This is a genomic window from Pseudomonas sp. JE3303, assembly GCF_056312565.1.
In genome coordinates this window covers 135,904-154,341 of the sequence record NZ_JBWGIF010000007.1, presented here as the reverse complement: position 1 = coordinate 154,341, position 18,438 = coordinate 135,904, and the positions used below count along the sequence as shown (strand labels likewise).

The following is an 18,438-nucleotide window of genomic DNA, read 5'->3' as shown; positions in this document are numbered from 1 at the left end:
CGCCCTCACTGCGCCATGTGCAACTCTGGGAGCTTCACACGAAACCCCTGGGTAATCCCAAGGAGGCAGACGATCCCCAAGCCCATCCAGCACAGGCCGATCGTGAACGACATGCTCGACAGGCTGGTCCACAACCAGAGGGTGCTGAGAAAGCCCAGTGCCGGTATGGCGCCATAAAGCAGCCAGTTTCGGGTGCCGCGCAGTTTCTGGTCCACCAGGTAGTGCTTCACGACCGCGAGGTTGACCGCCGAGAAGGCAAACAGGGCGCCGAAGCTGATCATGTTGGCGACGGTGTCCAGGGTGATGAACAGGGCGATGAGCGACAGGATGCTGACCAGCACGATGGCTGTAGCCGGTACGCGTTTCTTCGTGACCAGCTGGCCAAACACGCGCAGCAGCGCGCCATCGCGGCCCATGGCGAACAGCACGCGGGATACGCTGGCCTGCGACACCATGGCCGAGGCAAAGCAGCCGGCCACGTAGGTGGCAGTGAAGGCGGTCACCAGCAATTCACCTCCCACGCGACGCATGACGTCCACCGATGCCGAGTCCGGGTCGGCGAAGGTGTTCCACTCGGGGTAGACCGACTGGGCGAAATAGGACACCAGTAGGAACAACAGGCCGCCGACCAGCGACACCACCATGATCGCCAGCGGAATACGGTAGGTCGGGTTGGTGGTTTCCTCGGCCATGGTGGAGACGGCGTCAAAGCCCAGGAACGACAGGCACAGCACCGCAGCCCCCGTCATGATCAGCGGCACGCTGAAGCCTTCATGATGGAAAGGCTTGAACAGCGACACCGGCTCGGATTGCTCGGCCAGGTTGTGGATCGACAGTGCGACGAAGACGACGATGAACACCAGCTGGACGACGACCAGGATCCAGTTGACCCGTGTGATGGATTCGATGCCCACCAGGTTGAGGAGCGTCACCAGGGCAATGGAGCCGATGACCCATACCCAGGCGGGCACTGCCGGGAAGTACTCGGACATGTAGATGCCGATCAGCAGGTAGCTGAGCAGCGGCAAGAAGATGTAGTCGAGCAACAGCGTCCAGCCGGCCATGAAACCGAAGTAGCTGCCGAAGGCCTTGCGGGTGTAGGTATAGACCGAGCCTGATTGCGGGTGGGCCTGCACCATGCGGCCGTAGCTGTACGCAGTCAGCAACATGGCGGCGAGTGTCAGCAGGTAGGCGGTGGGCAAATGCCCCTTGGTCATCTGGGTGACCAGGCCGTAGGTGGTGAAGACGGCCAGCGGGACCATGTAGGCAAGGCCGAACAGCACCAGCGCGGTGAGACCCATGGAGGTGCGGAAGCGGCCCGTGGCTGGTGCTTGCGATGGGCAAGGGTGGAGGTGAGTGTCGGCTGTCTTTGTTGTTGTATGCATTGCGAACTCCCGGTAATCGGATACAGGACGCTGCGGTGCGCGAGCGGCTCGCGGCCGTGGTTGAGGTTTTCAGCAGGACGCAGGGTGCCCACCCTTGCTAGGGAGGGCACTACCTCGTCAAATCAGAGCCTGCCGACGATCCGCGCGGTGCGGTCCACGGCGATGCGGGTTTTCTCGACCAGCTCGTCGAGCTCCCCGCGAGTGGCGACCAGGGCGGGCGCCATGATCATGCGGCCAAGGGTCGAGCGGATGATCACGCCTTCCTCGAAACCGAAGGTGCGGCACTGCCAGGCCAGGTCGTTCTCGTTGTCGAAGCGCTTGCGGGTGGCCTTGTCTTCGGCGAACTGCAAGGCGGCCAGCAGCCCTGTCCCTTGGATGTCGCCGATCAAGGGATGCTCAGCGAACACCTCGCGCAGGATCCGCTGCAGATACGGTCCTGTGTCGTCCTTCACCTGACGCACGATGCCCTCATCACGCAAGGCCTTGAGGTTGGCCACAGCCACCGCCGCAGCGACCGGGTGCCCGGAGTACGTGAGTCCGTGGGCAAATACGCCGCCGCGCTCGACCAGGGCTTCGGCGATGCGCCTGCCCAGCACCAGGCCGCCCATGGGCACGTAGCCGCTGGTCAGGCCCTTGGCGATGGACAGGGTGTCTGGCTGGAAGTCGAAATGCTCGTGCGCGAACCACTCGCCCGTCCTGCCAAAGCCGCCGATCACTTCGTCCGCGCACAGCAGCACGTCGTACTGGCGGCAGATGCGCTGGATTTCAGGCCAGTAGCTTTCTGGCGGGAAGATCATGCCGCCGGCGCCCTGGAATGGCTCTGCGATGAAGCCGGCAACATGCTCGGCACCCAGTTCGAGGATCTTCTCTTCAAGTTGCAGGGCGCAGCGCCGACCGAATTCGGCCGGGGTCAGGTCGCCACCCTGGGCGTACCAGTAAGGCTCATCGATGTGCGCGATATCCGGAATCATCCCGCCCATCTCGTGCATGAACTTCATGCCGCCCAGGGCAGTGGCCGCCAGGGTCGAGCCGTGGTAACCGTTCCAGCGGCCAATCATCACCTTCTTCTGCGGCTTGCCAACCACTTGCCAGTAACGGCGCACGGTACGGATCAGCACCTCGTTGGCTTCGGAGCCGGAGTTGGTGTAGATCGCGTGGCTGTAGTGCGCAGGAAGCAGGCTGAAGAGCAGTTCGGAAAGCTCGATCACCGCCGGGTGAGTCGTATGGAAGAACATGTTGTAGTAGGGCAGTTGGTCCATCTGCGCGGCTGCCGCGGCGCTCAGGTCCTTGCGGCCATAGCCGAGCTGGGTGCACCACAGGCCCGACATGCCATCCAGGTAGCGGTTACCGTCGTTGTCCCACAGGTTCAGGCGCTCGCCCCGGACCATTACCCGCGGCCCTTCGGCATTCAGCGCTTTCTGGTCCACAAACGCGTGGATGTGGTGGGCGGCGTCAGCCTGCTGATAGTCCTGGGTATCTCGTTGCGGTGCGAAGCGTGCGTTCATGGCTCTGTTCTCTTTCTTGTTGATGGCGCAAGGCGAGGAGGGGCTGCTCAGCGGCGTGTGCCGGTGTCCTGAGCGCCGGGGTTGGAAATATGCTCCCACACTCCGAAATTCCCCGAAATCACCCGTTGGGGTGAGGCGCAGAAGGCCCCGGCGCGGTGCTCGGCTACAGAGCTTTTTCATATGACTGGAGAACATTTTTACTAATTTTCCTCGCCGCGTAGGTGGAGCACCATCAGCCCATATCAATAACAACTGACCGTCTCAGCGGTCGATGTGGGAGTGCAGCGTGTTCGACCATGACTTCTGGCAGCAGCGGGCCTACCGCCAAACATTCATCGATACCGCGCTCATTGGCGGCCGCTCGGTGAAGTCTTCCTCGGGGGCTACTTTCGATGCCATCAACCCGGCCACGAACCGGTTGCTCGCCCAGGTGGCGGCCTGTGGCGAGGAGGAGGTCGACCTCGCCGTGCGCTCGGCTCGCCATGCGTTCAACGAAGGTTCCTGGGCGCGCATGGCACCGGCGCAGCGCAAGAAGATGCTGGTCAGGCTGTCCGAACTGCTGCTGGAGCACCGCGAAGAGCTGGCCCTGCTTGATTCGATGAACATGGGCAAGCCTGTCATGGATGCCTACAACATCGACGTGCCGGGTGCTGCCGGGGTATTCGCCTGGTACGGCGAGGCCCTGGACAAGGTGTACGACCAGGTCGCGCCAACCGCTGCCAATGCATTGGCCACCATCACGCGGGAAGCCTTGGGCGTCATCGCTGCAGTCGTGCCGTGGAACTTCCCGCTGGACATGGCAGCCTGGAAACTGGCGCCGGCACTGGCTGCCGGTAACAGCGTGATCTTGAAACCCGCTGAACAGTCGCCTTTCTCGGCCTTGCGACTGGGGCAGCTCGCGCTGGAAGCGGGCATTCCGGAGGGCGTGCTGAACGTGGTTCCCGGTCTGGGTGTGAGCGCAGGCAGGGCCTTGGGGCTTCATCCCGACGTTGATTGCCTGGTGTTTACCGGATCGACCCAGGTGGGCAAGTACTTCATGCAGTACTCCGCTCGGTCCAATCTCAAGCAGGTCTGGCTGGAGTGCGGCGGCAAGAGCCCGAACCTTGTGTTTGCCGACTGCCAGGACCTCGATCTGGCTGCCGAAAAAGCGGCGTTCGGGATCTTCTTCAATCAGGGTGAGGTGTGCTCGGCCAACTCCCAGTTGTACGTGCAGCGCTCCATCCATGACGAGTTCGTCGAACGTGTGATCGCAAAGTCTCGATCCTGGATGCCAGGTGACCCGCTGGACCCTGCCAGCGCTGCGGGGGCAATCGTCGACAGCGAGCAGACCACCCGCATCATGCGTGCGATCGGCCAGGCGAGTGAAGATGGCGCGAAGCTGCTGAGCGGTGGGGAGCAACTGACCTTCAATGGCTCCTCCAACTTCATCCAGCCCACGATATTTGGCGAGGTGAAGCACGACAGCGCACTTGCCCGGGAGGAGATCTTCGGGCCGGTGCTTGCCATCAGTGCCTTCGATGGCGAAGAAGAGGCCATCTCGCTGGCCAATGACAGCGTCTACGGCCTGGCTGCTTCGGTATGGAGCGATGACCTGAATCGTGCCCATCGCGTAGCCAAGGCACTGAAGGCCGGCACGGTGTCGGTCAACACCATGGACGCACTCGACCTTACCGTCCCGTTCGGGGGTGGCAAGCAGTCCGGGTTCGGCCGTGACCTTTCGCTGCACGCTTTTGACAAGTACACCCAACTGAAAACCACCTGGTTCCAGCTTCGTTAAATCGTGAGGGTTTCTCCATGCGTATATTCACCGCGTCGTTCAGCCTTGCCGTGCTCAGCGCTGTAAGCGCTCCAGCGTTCTGCAACCCTTCCAGTCTCACGGTCATCTCGTTTGGCGGCGCTACCAAGGCCGCCCAGCAGGCGGCCTACTTCCAGCCCTTTGAACAAAGCGGGGCGGCAAAGGTGGTGGCGGGTGAATACAACGGCGAACTTTCAAAGATCAAGGCCATGGTCGATGTCGGTCATGTTTCATGGGACGTGGTGGAGGTGGAAAGCCCGGAGCTTCTCCGAGGCTGCGAGGAAGGGCTTTTCGAGCGTATCGACCCCGCGCTGCTGGGCGATCAGTCGAACTATCTGCCCGGTACCGTAAGCGAATGCGGTGTGGCCAGCTATGTATGGTCCATGGTGCTTGCCTACAACACACAAAAGCTCGCCACCGGGCCTGCCTCATGGGCCGATTTCTGGGATACCCAGCGCTTCCCGGGCAAGCGCGGCCTGCGCAAAGGCGCCAAGTACACCTTGGAAGTGGCACTGCTCGCCGACGGCATCTCGCGCGACGATCTCTACACAGTACTGGCAACACCAGAGGGGGTGAATCGAGCGTTTCGCAAGCTCGACCAAATCAAGCAGAACATCCAGTGGTGGGAGGCCGGCGCGCAACCGCCCCAGTGGCTGGTGGCCGGCGATGTGGTGATGTCCGCGGCATACAACGGCCGGATCGCCTCCGCCCAGAAGGATGGCTCCAAGCTTGGCATTGTCTGGCAGGGCAGCCTGTACGACCCTGATCACTGGGCGATCGTGCGAGGGTCCAAGAACAAGGAACTGGCGGAGAAATTCATCACTTTCGCCAGCCAGGCCGAGTCGCAGAAAGCCTTTTCCACCCAGATTCCATACGGCCCCGTACGCACCGAAGCACTTGCTCAACTGCCCTCGGAGGTCCAGCATCAGCTTCCAACGGCCCCCACCAACCTTGCCGATGCGCAATTGGTGAACGCCGAGTTCTGGGTCGATCACGGTGAAGAGCTTGAAGAGCGTTTCAATGCCTGGGCAGCCCGCTGATGCCCTTTTGACCAAGGACCGCCTCGGGTCCGAAGCGTGGTTCGTCCACATGGCGCGGGTGGTCGATGGCATCGGCACTTCTGGGTTCGTCGATTCGCTGTTCGCTGCGATCAACTACCTGGCACCCGCCCAGGCCATCACGGTCTTCCTGTTCCCGCACGAGGGGTTGCCTTCGGCACTTTTCGAGCGGGACGAGGAAGGGCCGTGGATGCCTGAAGGCAGTGTCCGAAAGTACCTGGAGGGCTTCTACCTGCTGTGCCCCTTCTACCGGGCCTGCATGGACAGCATCGCGCCGGGTTGCTACCGGCTGAGCGACGTGGCACCCGACCACTTCAGACGCAGCGAATACTTCCTTTCCTTCTACCAGCATGCGCGTCTTGAAGACGAGCTCAACTACATTGTGCCGCTTGGGCCCAAGCTGACCATCGCGGTTGCCCTGGCCAGTACCGCCGGCTGAACCGGCGGCAGGTCGACGCGCTCAAGCGCATCGCCCCCTGGGTGCTGGCGGTCGTGCGCCGGCATTGGGGCGACCTTGACGCGGACTCCCTGGGCGGGCGCTTCGAAAGCGCGCTTGGCCGGCAGATCAACGCGGCGCTGACCCGGTTCGGCTCGTCGTTGTTGACCGAGCGTGAGTGCCTGGTGGCGCAGTACATGCTTCGCGGTCACTCCGTCCGGTCACTCGCAGAGCGTCTGGGTATCAGCGAAGAAACCGTCAAGACACACCGCAAGCACCTGTACGCCAAGCTGGACATCGCCAAGCAGTCCGAACTGTTTTCGCTCTTCATCGACTCCGTGGCCCAGGCCCAGGAAGGGCTGAGCAAAGACCCTTTGGAAAGCTACCTGCACCGCAGGCGCTGAGCCATGCGCTTTGCAAGTTGCGGCGTTTTTCTTCGCTACAGATCCGGGTCCAGGCCAGCGCTGTCGCCATGCCAGTCGAAACGCTCCACCTCATGGCGTCGTTTGCGGAAGGTGTAGGGCGTCTCTCCGTACTGTTTGCGGAACCACAGTATGAAATGGGACGCGTCCGAGAACCCGCAGGCGAGGGCGATGGTGGTGATGTTCTGGCTGGTGTTGACCAGCAGGCGACGCGCATGTTCCAGGCGCAATTTGCGCCAGTAATTGGCCGGCGGCTCTTGAGTGTTGGCGACAAACTCGCGGTGCAGCTGTCTTGGGTGGGTGCCTACGGCCTCAGCGACCGTCTGCAATGTCATGGAGGCGTCCAGATGAGCGCGCATGAATTCGATAGCGCGATGAACCCGGTCGTGCTGGTACACGCTTTCACTGGCCGCTGTCGCTCGCTCATCTTCCCTGCGTTCTTCCACAAGTAGATATTCAAGGCCTTTTTGAGCCCGGACTGAACCGCAGTGGCGCCTGATCAGGTTGGCGGCCAGGTCGATGGCGGTGCCGCCTGGGCAGGTGATGATGCCTCTGTCGTCCACGTAGCTTTTGTCGATGACCATCGTGGACGCGGGGAAACGTTCCTTGAACTCGTCGCGCAGTGTGAAATGCACAGCGCAGCGGCGCCCGTCCAGCAGGCCTGCCTTGCCAAGTACGAACGAGCCAGAGCACAGGGCGATGACGGGAATGTTTGCAGCGTTGACGGCCTTCAGGGCATCCAGCAGCCAGTCGGGTGGGTTGCGCGTCTCTCCCAGAAGCCCCCCGGCAATAACGATGTAGTCGTACTGGGCGAACATGTTGAGTGGCTTGGTGGGCAGAATGGGCATGCCGCAACTGGCGGTAATGGGCAGGTCATTCAGCGTCATCCAGTCCCACTGGCAGAACAGTTGTTGGCTGCGGAAGGATTTGTCCGCCGCGAAGCGCAGCGAATCCACGAGTCCCGCGACCGGCACCAGCGTGAACTGGTTCAGCAGCACGAAACCCACCCTCAATTCAGGCTTTACGGGCAGCTTGATATCTGCCTCCGGCAGCGGGTCACAGTGCTCTTGGTGAACCATGGACGAATACCTCACCTCATCGTGACTGCCGACATCTTAGAGGGAGTGGTAGGTCCGGGATATCACATTAGTCTCAGCAAATAGAAAAATTGGGACAAAAAGTGACTACGGCATGATCACTTCGAGAACCTCTTCGCTCCAGCCACGCAAAGAATCACCGCGACGGTCACGCCAAGCATTCCAAGACTCACGCGCTCATGCAGCAGGGTCGCTGCCAACGCTAGGCCGAAAAAAGGCTGGAGCAATTGCAGTTGTCCAACTGCCGCGATGCCACCCTGCGCCAAACCGCGATACCAGAAGACGAAACCGACCAGCATGCTGAACACTGAGACATAGGCAAGGCTGATCCAGGCTGGCGCCGAGATGCCTGTGAAGCTTTCCGGCAATTTGTAGAGCGTCAGTGCCGCCATCACTGGAAGGGATATGACCAGGGCCCAGGAAATCACCTGCCAACCACCGAGAACCTTCGACAGTCTGGCGCCTTCCGCGTAACCGAGCCCGCAAGCCACTATCGAAAGCAACATCAGGATGTCTCCTTCAGGCGAGGCAGTCAGCCCTTGGGATAACGCAAATCCGACGACAAGCAGGCTGCCCGCGATCGAAAAGACCCAAAAGGCCATGCGTGGGCGCTCACCGCCGCGCAAAACACCAAAGGCCGCTGTGGCGAGGGGCAACAGCCCAATGAACACAATCGAATGGGCTGAAGTGACGTACTGCAAAGCCATCGCGGTCAGCAGCGGGAAACCCACAACGACGCCAAGCGCTACTACGACCAACGCAATGATCTGACTACGTGAAGGACGCTTCTCCTTGAACAGCAGAAGCAGCGCCAGCCCCAGCAGTCCAGCGATGCTCGCGCGAGCAACTGTAAGAAAGAGCGGATCGAACTCCATGACAGCGACTCTAGTGGCTGGCAGCGAACCGCTGAAGATGAGCACACCAATCAGCCCATTGACCCATCCGCTGGTGGTCTTGTCGCTGCATTGATCGGGTAGATCAGTTGTGGTGCTCATGGCTGGTACCTCGCTGCTTGAGTGAGCAAAGCGTACGATCTACCTGGCAATACAATCAAGAAATTGTAATGGATACATTCCCCATGCCTCGCTCGCGCTACAAAGCAGTCGTTGACGCCCTTGCCGCTGACATCCGTGCCGGAAAACTCCCTCCTGGCACTCGTCTGCCTACCCATCGTGAGCTTGCAAAGAGGGAAGGGGTCGCCTTGGTGACGGCCAGCAGGATCTACGCAGAGCTTGAGCAAATGGGGCTCGTGAGCGGCGAAACCGGGCGCGGTACCTTCGTGCGTGAGACATCGCTGCCGCTGAGTCATGGCATCGATCAGCAGGATGTCGCCGCTGGGATGATCGATCTCAACTTCAACTATCCCTCGCTACCGGGACAGGCCGAGTTGCTGCGCACAGCGCTCAGGCAACTGGCGCTCTCGGGAGACCTGGAATCCCTTCTGCGTTATCAACCTCACGGCGGAAGAATTCATGAGCGCGCTTCGGCAGCACGTCACCTTCGAGAGCGAGGCCTTGAAGTTGAAGCGGCTCAAGTCCTTCTGGTGAATGGAGCTCAGCACGGCCTGGCGGTGACGTTGATGGCGCTGTTACGCCCAGGCGATGTCATTGCTGCCGATGCATTGACCTATTCGGGTTTCAAGGTGCTTGCCGAGGCCCTCCACCTGGAGATTGTCGCAGTTGCTTCATCCGAAAACGGCCTCGATCTCAGCGCCCTGGAGCGGCTTTGCAAAAACCGTCCTGTCCGCGCGATCTACACAATGCCAACGTTGCATAACCCGCTTGGTTGGGTAATGCCATTGAGCGACCGGGAGCGTCTTGCTGCCATCGCCAGTAAGCATGATCTGACAATCATTGAGGATGCGGCCTACGCCTATCTGGTTGAGGACGCGCCGCCCCCGGTGGCACAGCTGGCACCTGAGCGAACAGTGTATGTCTCGGGGCTTTCGAAAAGCGTGGCAACGGGACTGCGGGTTGGCTTCGTAGCAGCACCATCACACCTGAATCCGAAGTTGGAACGGGCAATTCGCGCTACCACCTGGAACACTCCTGGCGTTCTGACAGCCATCGCTACGGGATGGTTGGATGACGGCACCGTTGCCAGGCTGGAAGCGGAAAAACGCCATGATGCCCAGTCGAGGCAGGCACTCGCGGCAAGGGTCCTCAAAGGCATTGCCTATGTGAGCCATCCATCATCCTACTTCCTCTGGATACCGCTGGCCGACGACGCCCGCGCCGACAAGATCACCATGGCGCTGATGCAAGAGCAGATATCCGTCTCGACGGCTGAACCGTTTTCCACTTCTATGCATGTTCCGCATGCAATTCGGCTGGCACTTGGATCGACCGACATGAAATCGCTGGAGGCTGCCTTGAAGCGTGTCGCGTGGGTGGTCGGCGTCTATTCGTGATGCTGTGTTGGAAGCTTGAGCACCAGGGCTGGCCAAATGCCGGCTGCAGCTCGTCGTCTCACCTTCATGAAAGCCCCAAGCCGGCCGAAAGACAGTGAATCCATACATCGCGATCTAACCCATGTCCAAGCCGGTCTCCAATCCCGCTGATCGAGATGTCAGCACGCGTACGAGTGTGTCACTTTCCCGTAAATCTGCATCGACCTTCGCGGCAATCCTCGCAATTGCCTTCGCGTTGGGGGTCGGGCTGTTGATGTATTTCGCGTACAACCTGGATCGGGCCGAAGAACGCCAGACCCAATCGCTGATCGAGAAAAGCCTCGCGACGGTGAAAAAGTCTCAAAAGGTGACCGCGATCGACTATGCCTTTTGGGGTGATGCATACAAGTTCCTGCACTCTCAGGTGAGTGTCGAATGGGCATACGTACGGGAAAATTTCGGCCCGCCACTGTTCGAGGATTACGGTTTCAATGGCCTGTTCGTGGTCAGCTCTTTCGACCGCACGATGTATTCGGTAATTGACGGCAAGCTGGTCGATATCTCGGCCCCCGCCTGGCTCGGGCAGCCTGTAGGTGCGCTGGTGAACGCAGCCCGGGCCGGTGCCGAAGAGGGGGAAGTCGTCACACTGTTGATCATGCACCACGGTACGCCTGCTTTCATCACCGCAGCGGCCATCACACCGGGTACCGACCCAACGGTCGAGCCAGACGGCAGGTCCGCCTCGGTGATGTTGCTGGTCAAGCTGCTAGATGCGGCAATCCTGGAAGAAATAGGCCAGACCTTGGGCATAAAGGGCTTGCGCCTGGCGGCGGACGGTAAGGACGCACAGTCACAGGTCGTCTTGCAGGGCGACGACGGCAACCTCATCCGCTTGCAATGGGATGCGGTGAGAGCTGGTCGACAGATGGCCATTTTCGTTTTGCCGATGATAGTCCTGAGCGGGCTCACATTGCTGCTGATGACATGGGTCATGTCGCGCCGTAATGCAGCGGCTGCTCGCACCGTGGACGCCAGTCACGACCTGCTCAAGCGTAGTCAGGCCGCTCTGTCGATCAGCGAATCACGCTTTCGCGATGTCGCCGAAGCGAGCTCCGACTGGATCTGGGAGATCGATACCCAGGGGCGCGTGACCTATCTGTCCGACCGCTTCGAGAGCGTTACTGGCCTGCCCAAGCTTCGCTGGCTCGGCGCTTCGATCGATGAGTTCATAGCTCCCCCGGCCGGGGCCTTGCTGGATTGGCTGCGCGGCGCGGAGTGTGTGGGCGACAACGTCATGGAGTGCCGCTACACGGACGTGCACCAGCGCCAACGCATCGCACGAATCGCCGCGCGTAACATCGGGGCACAGGGTTTCAGGGGAACCGCTACCGATGTCACGGAGGAAATCGAAGCACGCCAGCGTGTCGAGTATCTCTCGCGGCACGACGTACTGACAGGCCTGCCGAATCGCGCTCGGTTGCGTGATTTCCTGGATGCCCGGCTGGCGCTGGCGTCGATGCCCGCTCAGCCCCTGGCCATGCTGACCATCGACCTCGACCGTTTCAAGCCGGTCAATGACTTGCTTGGGCATGCCACGGGTGATCGCGTCCTGCATCAGGTGGCAGGTCGAATCACTCAGTGCGTGCGCGCTGAAGATATCGTGGCCAGGGTAGGGGGTGACGAATTCGTACTGGTCCTGGTCGGCAAGATAGATCAGCCCGAGGTGGAGGCAGTGTGCCGGCGGTTGATCGAGCTGATCGAGCAGGTCATCGTCGTCGATGATCAGAATATTTTCGTCAGCGCCAGTGTGGGTATTGCCCTCGCGCCGCTGGATGCGTCACAGGCGACCGAACTGCTGCGCTATTCGGATATTGCGCTCTACGAGGCCAAGGCCAGCGGCCGCGGGACGTGGCGCTTCTATGCCAGCGACATGAACGAACGCATCATCGAGCGCCGGCGCCTGGAAAGCGATCTTCGCTATGGCATCAAGCACGGGCAGCTGGAGCTGAGGTTTCAACCGCGATTTCGGGTCAGCGACGGCCAACGGGTCGGGGCCGAAGCGCTGGTACGTTGGCAGCATCCGCAGAGAGGCCTCATGAGCCCGGATGAATTCATCCCCATCGCCGAAGAAACAGGGCTTATCACAGCGCTGGGCGACTGGGTGCTGAACGCTGCGTGCACACAGGCGGCACTATGGCCGGAGCCGCTGTTTGTGTCGGTCAACGTATCGTTCGGGGAGTTTCAGTGTGGCCAGCTGGTTGAGCGCGTGCAGGCTGCCTTGGAGAGGTCGGGCCTTGCGGCTGCGAGGCTTGAACTGGAATTGACCGAAAGCCTCGTGCTGGAGGATGCCGACCTGGCGCTTACCGTGATGCAAGGCCTCAAGCGCCTGGGCGTGCGGTTATCGATGGATGACTTCGGTACCGGCTACTCCACTCTTGGTTACCTGCGCTCGTTTCCGTTCGATGGGCTGAAGATAGACCGCAGTTTCGTCAACAAGCTGGGAGAGAGCTCCGTTGATCTTGCAGTTGTTCAAGCGGTGATCGGGCTGGGTCGTGCGCTCTCACTGACAGTGACGGCCGAAGGGATTGAAACGTTGGAACAGCTGCAGTCTTTGCAGTTGGCCGACTGTGATGAGGGTCAGGGCTATTACCTGAGCAGGCCCGTGGACAGTACGGCACTTGATGGGATCTGGAGGCTTGGGGCCTGAGCAGAGGGCAGGGGGTGAATTAACAGTCACCCCATTCGACGGGTGTTGCAAAACACCGGCAAACCACCGGATCGCAGGGAATTTCCACAGCGGCTCAGCGAACTAAAGCTGGTACTCAACGCAGGAGTGGATTGATGACTAGTGGCATGACCCCATCCAGGAACTGGTTCGACCAGGGGGCGCAAGCCTACGCGCGGTTTCGCCCGGAATACCCGCAGGCACTGGCGGCCTACCTTGCCTCGTTGGCACCGGGCAGGGCAGTGGCGGTTGATGTCGGCTGTGGCAATGGTCAGCTGACCAAGCACCTGGCGCCGTACTTCAGTTCGGTATCAGGTTTTGATCCCAGCGAGGATCAGATCCAGCACGCGCCGGAGCAGGAGAATGTGAGCTATCGATGTGCGCCCGCCGAAGATCTACCGTTGCCGGCGCGCAACGCCGATCTGATCACTGCCGCGCAGGCCGCACACTGGTTCGATCTGCCCCGGTTCTATGCTGAAGTCCGCCGCGTGGCCACGCCAGGTGCCATTCTTGCGCTCATCAGCTATGGCGTACTGAGCCTGGACGCCGATATCAATGAGCGCTTCGAGCGTTTCTACTGGAAAGAAATCGGCCCCTTCTGGCCAGCAGAGCGCAAGCTCGTGGACAGCGGCTATGCCACACTGGAGTTTCCGTTTACGGAGATTGCCGGGCAGCCCATCGCTATCACCCTGGAGTGGAGCCTTTCGGAATTTCTAGGGTATATCTCTACCTGGTCCGCGGTGCGGCGTGCCAAGGAGGCTGGGCAGGAGTCGGTGCTGCATCGCTTTGCCAGCGATATGGCCGCTATTTGGGGTGAGCCGGATGCCAAGCGGGTGGTCACCTGGCCAATCAACATGAGGATAGGGCGGCTCTGAGCTGACTTACAACGTGGGTTCACAGGTCGGGTTACGGCCGCACGCAATGTGTAAATAGCGGCGGGCGGACTCCACTTATCAGCCTCAAAAGACGGCAAAACTTCAGACTTCACCTATATCGTGTAGGACATTTCCGAATTATCCTTCTACCGCCTTTGAGCGCTTGCGGTGGGAATCCTGCCGGACTAGTCTCGGCCGGTCGTTGCACATCAACGACCGGTTGTGACAGGCCGGTGATTAATTGGTTCTCGAAAGCGCCATGTAGATGACAGGGCCTGTTCGTTAGGCCTTTTGCTTGAAGGCAGCAGCACTCGACATAGAGGGCGGAAGCGCCTAGCGATTTTCGCCCGCAGTCGTGGCCGTTGCGTCAAAGCGCAACTTCACCTTCGATATCGTCGTCTAGTTTGGTGCTATGACCGGCTTTGCCCAGGATTGTCTGGGCGAGGTCTTGTGGCCATGCGCTAATGTTGCGCACGGTCGGAATGTCAGCTTTCAGCAAGAGCAGAGGCTCCCGGTGTGGATGTGAAGTGCAATGGCAGAACCAGATCACGCGTCAGCGGCGCCAGGTCGAGATCGACAAGATTCGACAATGCTGTCGTGCCTTGTTTGCGGACGAGCAATGCCTTTCCTTGTGAATTGAGCATCAGTGCTGCTGCGATATGGATAGTTCCTGTCATGTGTTTCTCCGTCATGTGTGGGATGTAAGCATTTCATGGATCACCCCGCATCCCTCAGCCAGATCCCTTTCGAACGAAACCGTCACTCTATTTGAAACGAAAGAAGTCACGCAGGTGTTCGATGAAGAAAGACACCTTGGCTGACAGGTTAAGCCGCTCCAGATACACCGCGTAGATGTCTGCCGAGGGCGTCTGGTAATCCGCCAGCAATTCGACCAGCCTGCCGCTACGCAGATGTTCCGCCAGGTTCCACTCGGCACGCATGAGGATGCCATGACCATCCAGTGCCCAGTTCAATGCTACCTCTCCATCGTTGGTACTCAGGCCGCCGCGTACCTTGACAGTCTCGACCTGCTTGCCCTTGCTCAGCCGCCAGTTCCCGAAGGCTGCATCGTTCTGGCGCAGGACAATGCAGTTGTGCTGTGCGAGTTCCTTGGGGGTCTGCGGGCAGCCTGCCGCACTCAGATATGCGGGAGCGGCGCACAGGAGGCGGCGGTTCACCGCGATCTTGCGCGCCACCAGCCGCGAGTCCGGTAATTCACCGAAGCGGATCGCTACATCAATTGCATCATCCGGCAGGTTGATCGGACGATCGCTCAGTTGCAGCTGCACTTCGACTTCAGGATACCGCTGGACAAACGAAGAGATCGCCGGCCCGACGTGGGTACGGCCAAAGCCGAGCGGGGCATTGACCCGCAAGAGGCCCTTGGGTTGCGCACGGCTACTGGATACCTGCCGCTCCATCTCCTCGATCTCACCCAGGATGCGCTGCGCATTGAGCAGGTATGTCTCGCCCTCTGCGGTGAGGCTGATGCTGCGGGTAGTGCGGTTCAGCAGGCGTACGCCGAGCCGGTGTTCCATTTGTGCCAGACGCTTTGAGACGGCAGGCGGCGTGAGATTCATTTCCCGAGCAGTAGCAGCAAGGCTGCCCACCCTCACCAATTGCGTGAAAAAAGACAGCTCGGAGACAGGGTTCATAGTTAGCTTCAGGTTAATAATGAAGTGAATTTCATTGTATTACAGCATTTTGGAAAGTCGAGTATCTTCCAATCGTGATTAGCCACAAGAAGAACCTGTGCTTTTTTCTGCCCGGTGCCTTTGCCCCATCCCGGGTCTGGTCAGCACAGTAGCCAAATCAATCCGACTCATAAAAATAAAGCGGAGAAGGCTATGGTCAAGCGACTCATAGGAAAGCTGTACGTCCAAGTACTCATCGGCGTTGCTGTCGGCATCAGCCTCGGCGTGTTCTGGCCTGAAATCGGCGTCGATCTCAAGCCGCTGGGCGATGCGTTCATCAAGCTGATCAAGATGGTGTTTGCCCCCATCATCTTCGCCACCGTTGTACTTGGCATCGCCAAGATGGAAAACATGAAGGAGCTTGGCCGTGTAGGGGCGCGGGCACTGATCTACTTCGAGGTGCTCTCCACGTTCGCACTGGTGCTTGGCCTGCTGGTAGTCAATTTCGTCAAGCCCGGCGCTGGCATGAACGTCGATGTCGCCACCTTGGATGCATCGAGCATCGCCACTTATACAGCGGCTGCAGAAGCGGGCGGAGGGTTCACTGACTTCCTGATGCAGATAATCCCGTCCAGCGTGACCGAGGCGTTCGCGAAGAACCAGATCCTGCCGATCCTGCTGTTCTCCACACTGTTCGGTATCGCCTTGGCCCATCTGGGGCCGCGCGGCAAACCCATGGTCGATGTGCTGGAGTCGTTCTCCCACGGCATGTTCCACATTGTCGGCATGATCATGCGGGTTGCACCGCTGGCAGCATGCGGCGCCATGGCGTTCACCGTTGGCAAGTACGGGCTGGGCTCGATCGTGTCGCTGGGCAAGCTGGTGGCGACCATGTACCTCACCTGCTTCCTGTTCGTTGTGATCGTCCTGGGCTTCATTTCGCGCCTGTCCGGCTTCAGCTTGTGGAAGTTTCTCAAGTACCTCAAGGAGGAGCTTTTCACGGTCCTGGGGACCAGTTCCTCCGAGTCGGTGGTACCGCAGCTGATGACCAAGCTGGAAAAAGTGGGGGTGTCCAAGCCGGTCGTGGGTCTGGTCATTCCCTCTGGCCTGACCTTCAACCCTGATGGTCAGTGCATCTACTACACCATGGCGGCCATCTTCATCGCGCAGGCCACCAACACCCCGCTATCGCTCATGGACCAGTTGATCGTGCTGGGTGTGCTGTTGCTGACCTCCAAAGGCTCGGCAGGCGTGACCGGCTCCGGCTTCATCACCCTCGCAGCCACGTTGGCCACGATGGACAACATTCCGGTTGCCGGCATGGTGCTGCTGCTTGGCGTGGACCGCTTCATGTCCGAAGCCCGCGCCATCACCAACACGATCGGCAACGCGGTCGGCACCATGGCCATCGCCAAGTGGGTGGGTGCCCTCGACCAACAGCAAATGGATCGTGTGCTTGACGGCCAGCCCCAGCCTGAGCAAGCCCCTTCCCAACAGACAGTAACGCTGAACCCAACCGTGAAAACACCCGTTGCCGGCGCTTGATTGCCTTGTCGTCAGCACCCGCGCATAGCCTTGAAATGCTGTAAGGAGAATAACGTGGATAAAGAATCAGCTGTTTCATCGCTCACCGACACGATGGCGAAGTTCACCGCCTACATCGGCAAACGCCTGCCCAAGGACGTCAAAGCCAAGACCGCCAAGCTGCGTGCAGCGGAAACCAACCCGTTGGCGATTGCCGTGTACGACTCGATGGCCGACAACCAGGAGTATGCCGACAAGCTCGACCGCCCCAGCTGCCAGGACACCGGGGTGATCCAGTACTTCATCTCTGCCGGAGCACGCTTCCCGCTGCTCGGCGAGCTGGAAGGCATTCTGGAGGACGCTACCAAGGAAGCCACCATCAAAGGCCCGTTGCGGCATAACGCGGTGGAGACCTTCATCGAGAAAAACACCGGCACCAATACCGGCTCGAAAATCCCATGGCTGGACTGGGAAATCATTGCTGACGCCGACCACGCCATCATCGATGTGTACATGGCCGGCGGTGGTTGCACCTTGCCCGGCTCGGCCAAGGTCCTGATGCCAGGGCAGGGCTATGAAGGCATCACCGAATTTGTCTTCGACGTGATCACCTCGCGAGGCATCAACGCTTGCCCGCCACTGCTGGTAGGTGTCGGCGTGTCGACCTCGGTGGAAACCGCAGCACGCCTGTCGAAGCGAGCGATCCTGCGCGAGGTGGATTCCAGCCACCCCAATGAAAGTGCAGCCTTGATGGAAAAACTGCTGGAGGACGGCCTCAACGAAATCGGTATCGGTCCGCAAGGCCTGACCGGCAACAGCAGCGTCATGGGCGTCAACATCGAGTCCTCGGCACGGCACCCGTCGACCATCGGTGTGGCCGTCTCCACCGGTTGCTGGGCGCACCGCCGCGGCAAGATCCGCATCAATGCCGACCTGTCCTATGACATCCTCTCGCATGAAGGAGTAGTTCTTTGAAAAAGATCCTCAGCACGCCGATCAAGGACGAGGACTTGGCCGACCTCAACGTCGGTGATGTGATTTACCTGACTGGCCAACTGGTCACTTGCCGCGATGTAGCGCATCGTCGCCTGATCGAACTCAAGCGCGAGCTGCCGGTAGACCTGCGCGGCGGGGCGATCTTCCATGCCGGACCTATTGTCCGTAAAAAAGACGATGGTAGCTTCGAGATGGTTTCCATTGGTCCTACCACCAGCATGCGCATGGAGAAGTTCGAGAAGGAATTCATCGAGCAAACTGGCGTCAAGCTGATCGTTGGCAAGGGTGGCATGGGGCCTGAAACGACCACTGGCTGCCTCGAGAACAAGGCCGTGCATGCGGTGTTCCCGGGCGGTTGCGCGGTGTTGGCTGCGACGCAGGTCGAAGAGATCGAGCGCGCCGAGTGGCAAGATCTGGGTATGCCGGAAACCCTCTGGGTGAACCGCGTGCGTGAGTTCGGCCCACTGATCATTTCGATCGACACCAAGGGCAACAACCTGTTCGAGCAGAACAAGCTGCGGTTCAATGAGCGCAAGGGAGCGGTAATCGAGAAAATCAACGCGCAGGTCCGTTTCATCAAGTGATCTGGCTGGACGG

14 protein-coding genes and 1 pseudogene are annotated in these 18,438 nt (G+C 60.0%); 9 read left to right on the top strand and 6 right to left on the bottom strand.

Going from position 1 to position 18,438, the window contains the following annotated elements; translation table 11 throughout:
• Positions 1–5: 5 nt before the first annotated feature.
• Positions 6–1,385 carry an APC family permease gene (locus AC0ZZU_RS12015; protein WP_476340911.1) on the bottom strand — a complete coding sequence of 460 codons (1,380 nt, stop codon included), beginning with the start codon at positions 1,383–1,385 and terminating at the stop codon, positions 6–8.
• 122 nt (positions 1,386–1,507) lie between these two features.
• Positions 1,508–2,890, bottom strand: coding sequence for an aspartate aminotransferase family protein (locus AC0ZZU_RS12010; RefSeq protein WP_476340909.1), 1,383 nt, complete (start codon positions 2,888–2,890; stop codon positions 1,508–1,510).
• A 271-nt stretch (positions 2,891–3,161) separates the two neighbouring features.
• On the opposite strand from AC0ZZU_RS12010, the gene AC0ZZU_RS12005 reads away from it, so the two are divergent.
• The 3 genes and pseudogenes from AC0ZZU_RS12005 to AC0ZZU_RS11995 all read left to right on the top strand — a co-directional run bounded on the left by AC0ZZU_RS12005 (position 3,162) and on the right by AC0ZZU_RS11995 (position 6,583).
• On the top strand, positions 3,162–4,667 hold the full coding sequence (locus AC0ZZU_RS12005; protein WP_476340907.1) for an aldehyde dehydrogenase: 1,506 nt from the start codon (positions 3,162–3,164) through the stop codon (positions 4,665–4,667).
• Between the two features lie 17 nt (positions 4,668–4,684).
• Positions 4,685–5,725 (top strand): ABC transporter substrate-binding protein, encoded by a 1,041-nt coding sequence (locus tag AC0ZZU_RS12000; RefSeq protein WP_476340905.1) that lies wholly within the window; start codon positions 4,685–4,687, stop codon positions 5,723–5,725.
• 49 nt (positions 5,726–5,774) lie between these two features.
• Positions 5,775–6,583, top strand: a pseudogene (locus AC0ZZU_RS11995) (helix-turn-helix transcriptional regulator).
• A 35-nt stretch (positions 6,584–6,618) separates the two neighbouring features.
• Here AC0ZZU_RS11995 and AC0ZZU_RS11990 read toward each other — a convergent pair.
• A complete protein-coding gene (locus AC0ZZU_RS11990; protein ID WP_476340903.1) occupies positions 6,619–7,680 on the bottom strand; it encodes a GlxA family transcriptional regulator in 1,062 nt (353 codons plus the stop codon).
• Positions 7,681–7,796: 116 nt separating this feature from the next.
• Positions 7,797–8,693, bottom strand: coding sequence for a DMT family transporter (locus tag AC0ZZU_RS11985; protein ID WP_476340901.1), 897 nt, complete (start codon positions 8,691–8,693; stop codon positions 7,797–7,799).
• A gap of 83 nt (positions 8,694–8,776) precedes the next feature.
• Between AC0ZZU_RS11985 and AC0ZZU_RS11980 the strand changes: the two genes are divergently transcribed.
• The 3 genes from AC0ZZU_RS11980 (at position 8,777) to AC0ZZU_RS11970 (ending at position 13,687) form a co-directional block, all read left to right on the top strand.
• Positions 8,777–10,108: an aminotransferase-like domain-containing protein gene (locus tag AC0ZZU_RS11980; RefSeq protein ID WP_476341075.1), complete on the top strand. Its 1,332-nt coding sequence runs from the start codon at positions 8,777–8,779 to the stop codon at positions 10,106–10,108.
• Between the two features lie 121 nt (positions 10,109–10,229).
• Positions 10,230–12,794, top strand: a complete 2,565-nt coding sequence (locus AC0ZZU_RS11975; protein WP_476340899.1) for a bifunctional diguanylate cyclase/phosphodiesterase — start codon at positions 10,230–10,232, stop codon at positions 12,792–12,794.
• A 134-nt stretch (positions 12,795–12,928) separates the two neighbouring features.
• A complete protein-coding gene (locus tag AC0ZZU_RS11970) occupies positions 12,929–13,687 on the top strand; it encodes a class I SAM-dependent methyltransferase (protein ID WP_476340897.1) in 759 nt (252 codons plus the stop codon).
• Positions 13,688–14,172: 485 nt separating this feature from the next.
• On the opposite strand, the gene AC0ZZU_RS11965 is transcribed toward AC0ZZU_RS11970, so the two are convergent.
• Both AC0ZZU_RS11965 and AC0ZZU_RS11960 read right to left on the bottom strand, forming a co-directional pair.
• Positions 14,173–14,364: a hypothetical protein gene (locus AC0ZZU_RS11965; RefSeq protein WP_476340895.1), complete on the bottom strand. Its 192-nt coding sequence runs from the start codon at positions 14,362–14,364 to the stop codon at positions 14,173–14,175.
• A gap of 87 nt (positions 14,365–14,451) precedes the next feature.
• The gene (locus AC0ZZU_RS11960; protein WP_476340893.1) at positions 14,452–15,342 is read right to left on the bottom strand and encodes a LysR substrate-binding domain-containing protein; all 891 of its coding nucleotides are present in this window, start codon (positions 15,340–15,342) and stop codon (positions 14,452–14,454) included.
• Positions 15,343–15,534: 192 nt separating this feature from the next.
• Here AC0ZZU_RS11960 and AC0ZZU_RS11955 point away from each other — a divergent pair, with 192 nt between their 5' ends.
• Genes AC0ZZU_RS11955 through ttdB form a run of 3 tightly spaced genes read left to right on the top strand, consistent with a single transcriptional unit; the run spans position 15,535 to position 18,425 of the window.
• Positions 15,535–16,866 carry a dicarboxylate/amino acid:cation symporter gene (locus tag AC0ZZU_RS11955; protein ID WP_476340891.1) on the top strand — a complete coding sequence of 444 codons (1,332 nt, stop codon included), beginning with the start codon at positions 15,535–15,537 and terminating at the stop codon, positions 16,864–16,866.
• A 54-nt stretch (positions 16,867–16,920) separates the two neighbouring features.
• Entirely contained in the window at positions 16,921–17,820 is a 900-nt protein-coding gene (ttdA, locus tag AC0ZZU_RS11950) for a L(+)-tartrate dehydratase subunit alpha (RefSeq protein WP_476340889.1), read from the top strand.
• Positions 17,817–18,425: a L(+)-tartrate dehydratase subunit beta gene (gene ttdB, locus AC0ZZU_RS11945; protein ID WP_476340887.1), complete on the top strand. Its 609-nt coding sequence runs from the start codon at positions 17,817–17,819 to the stop codon at positions 18,423–18,425. Before ttdA ends, ttdB begins: the two co-directional genes overlap by 4 nt.
• Positions 18,426–18,438 lie beyond the last annotated feature (13 nt).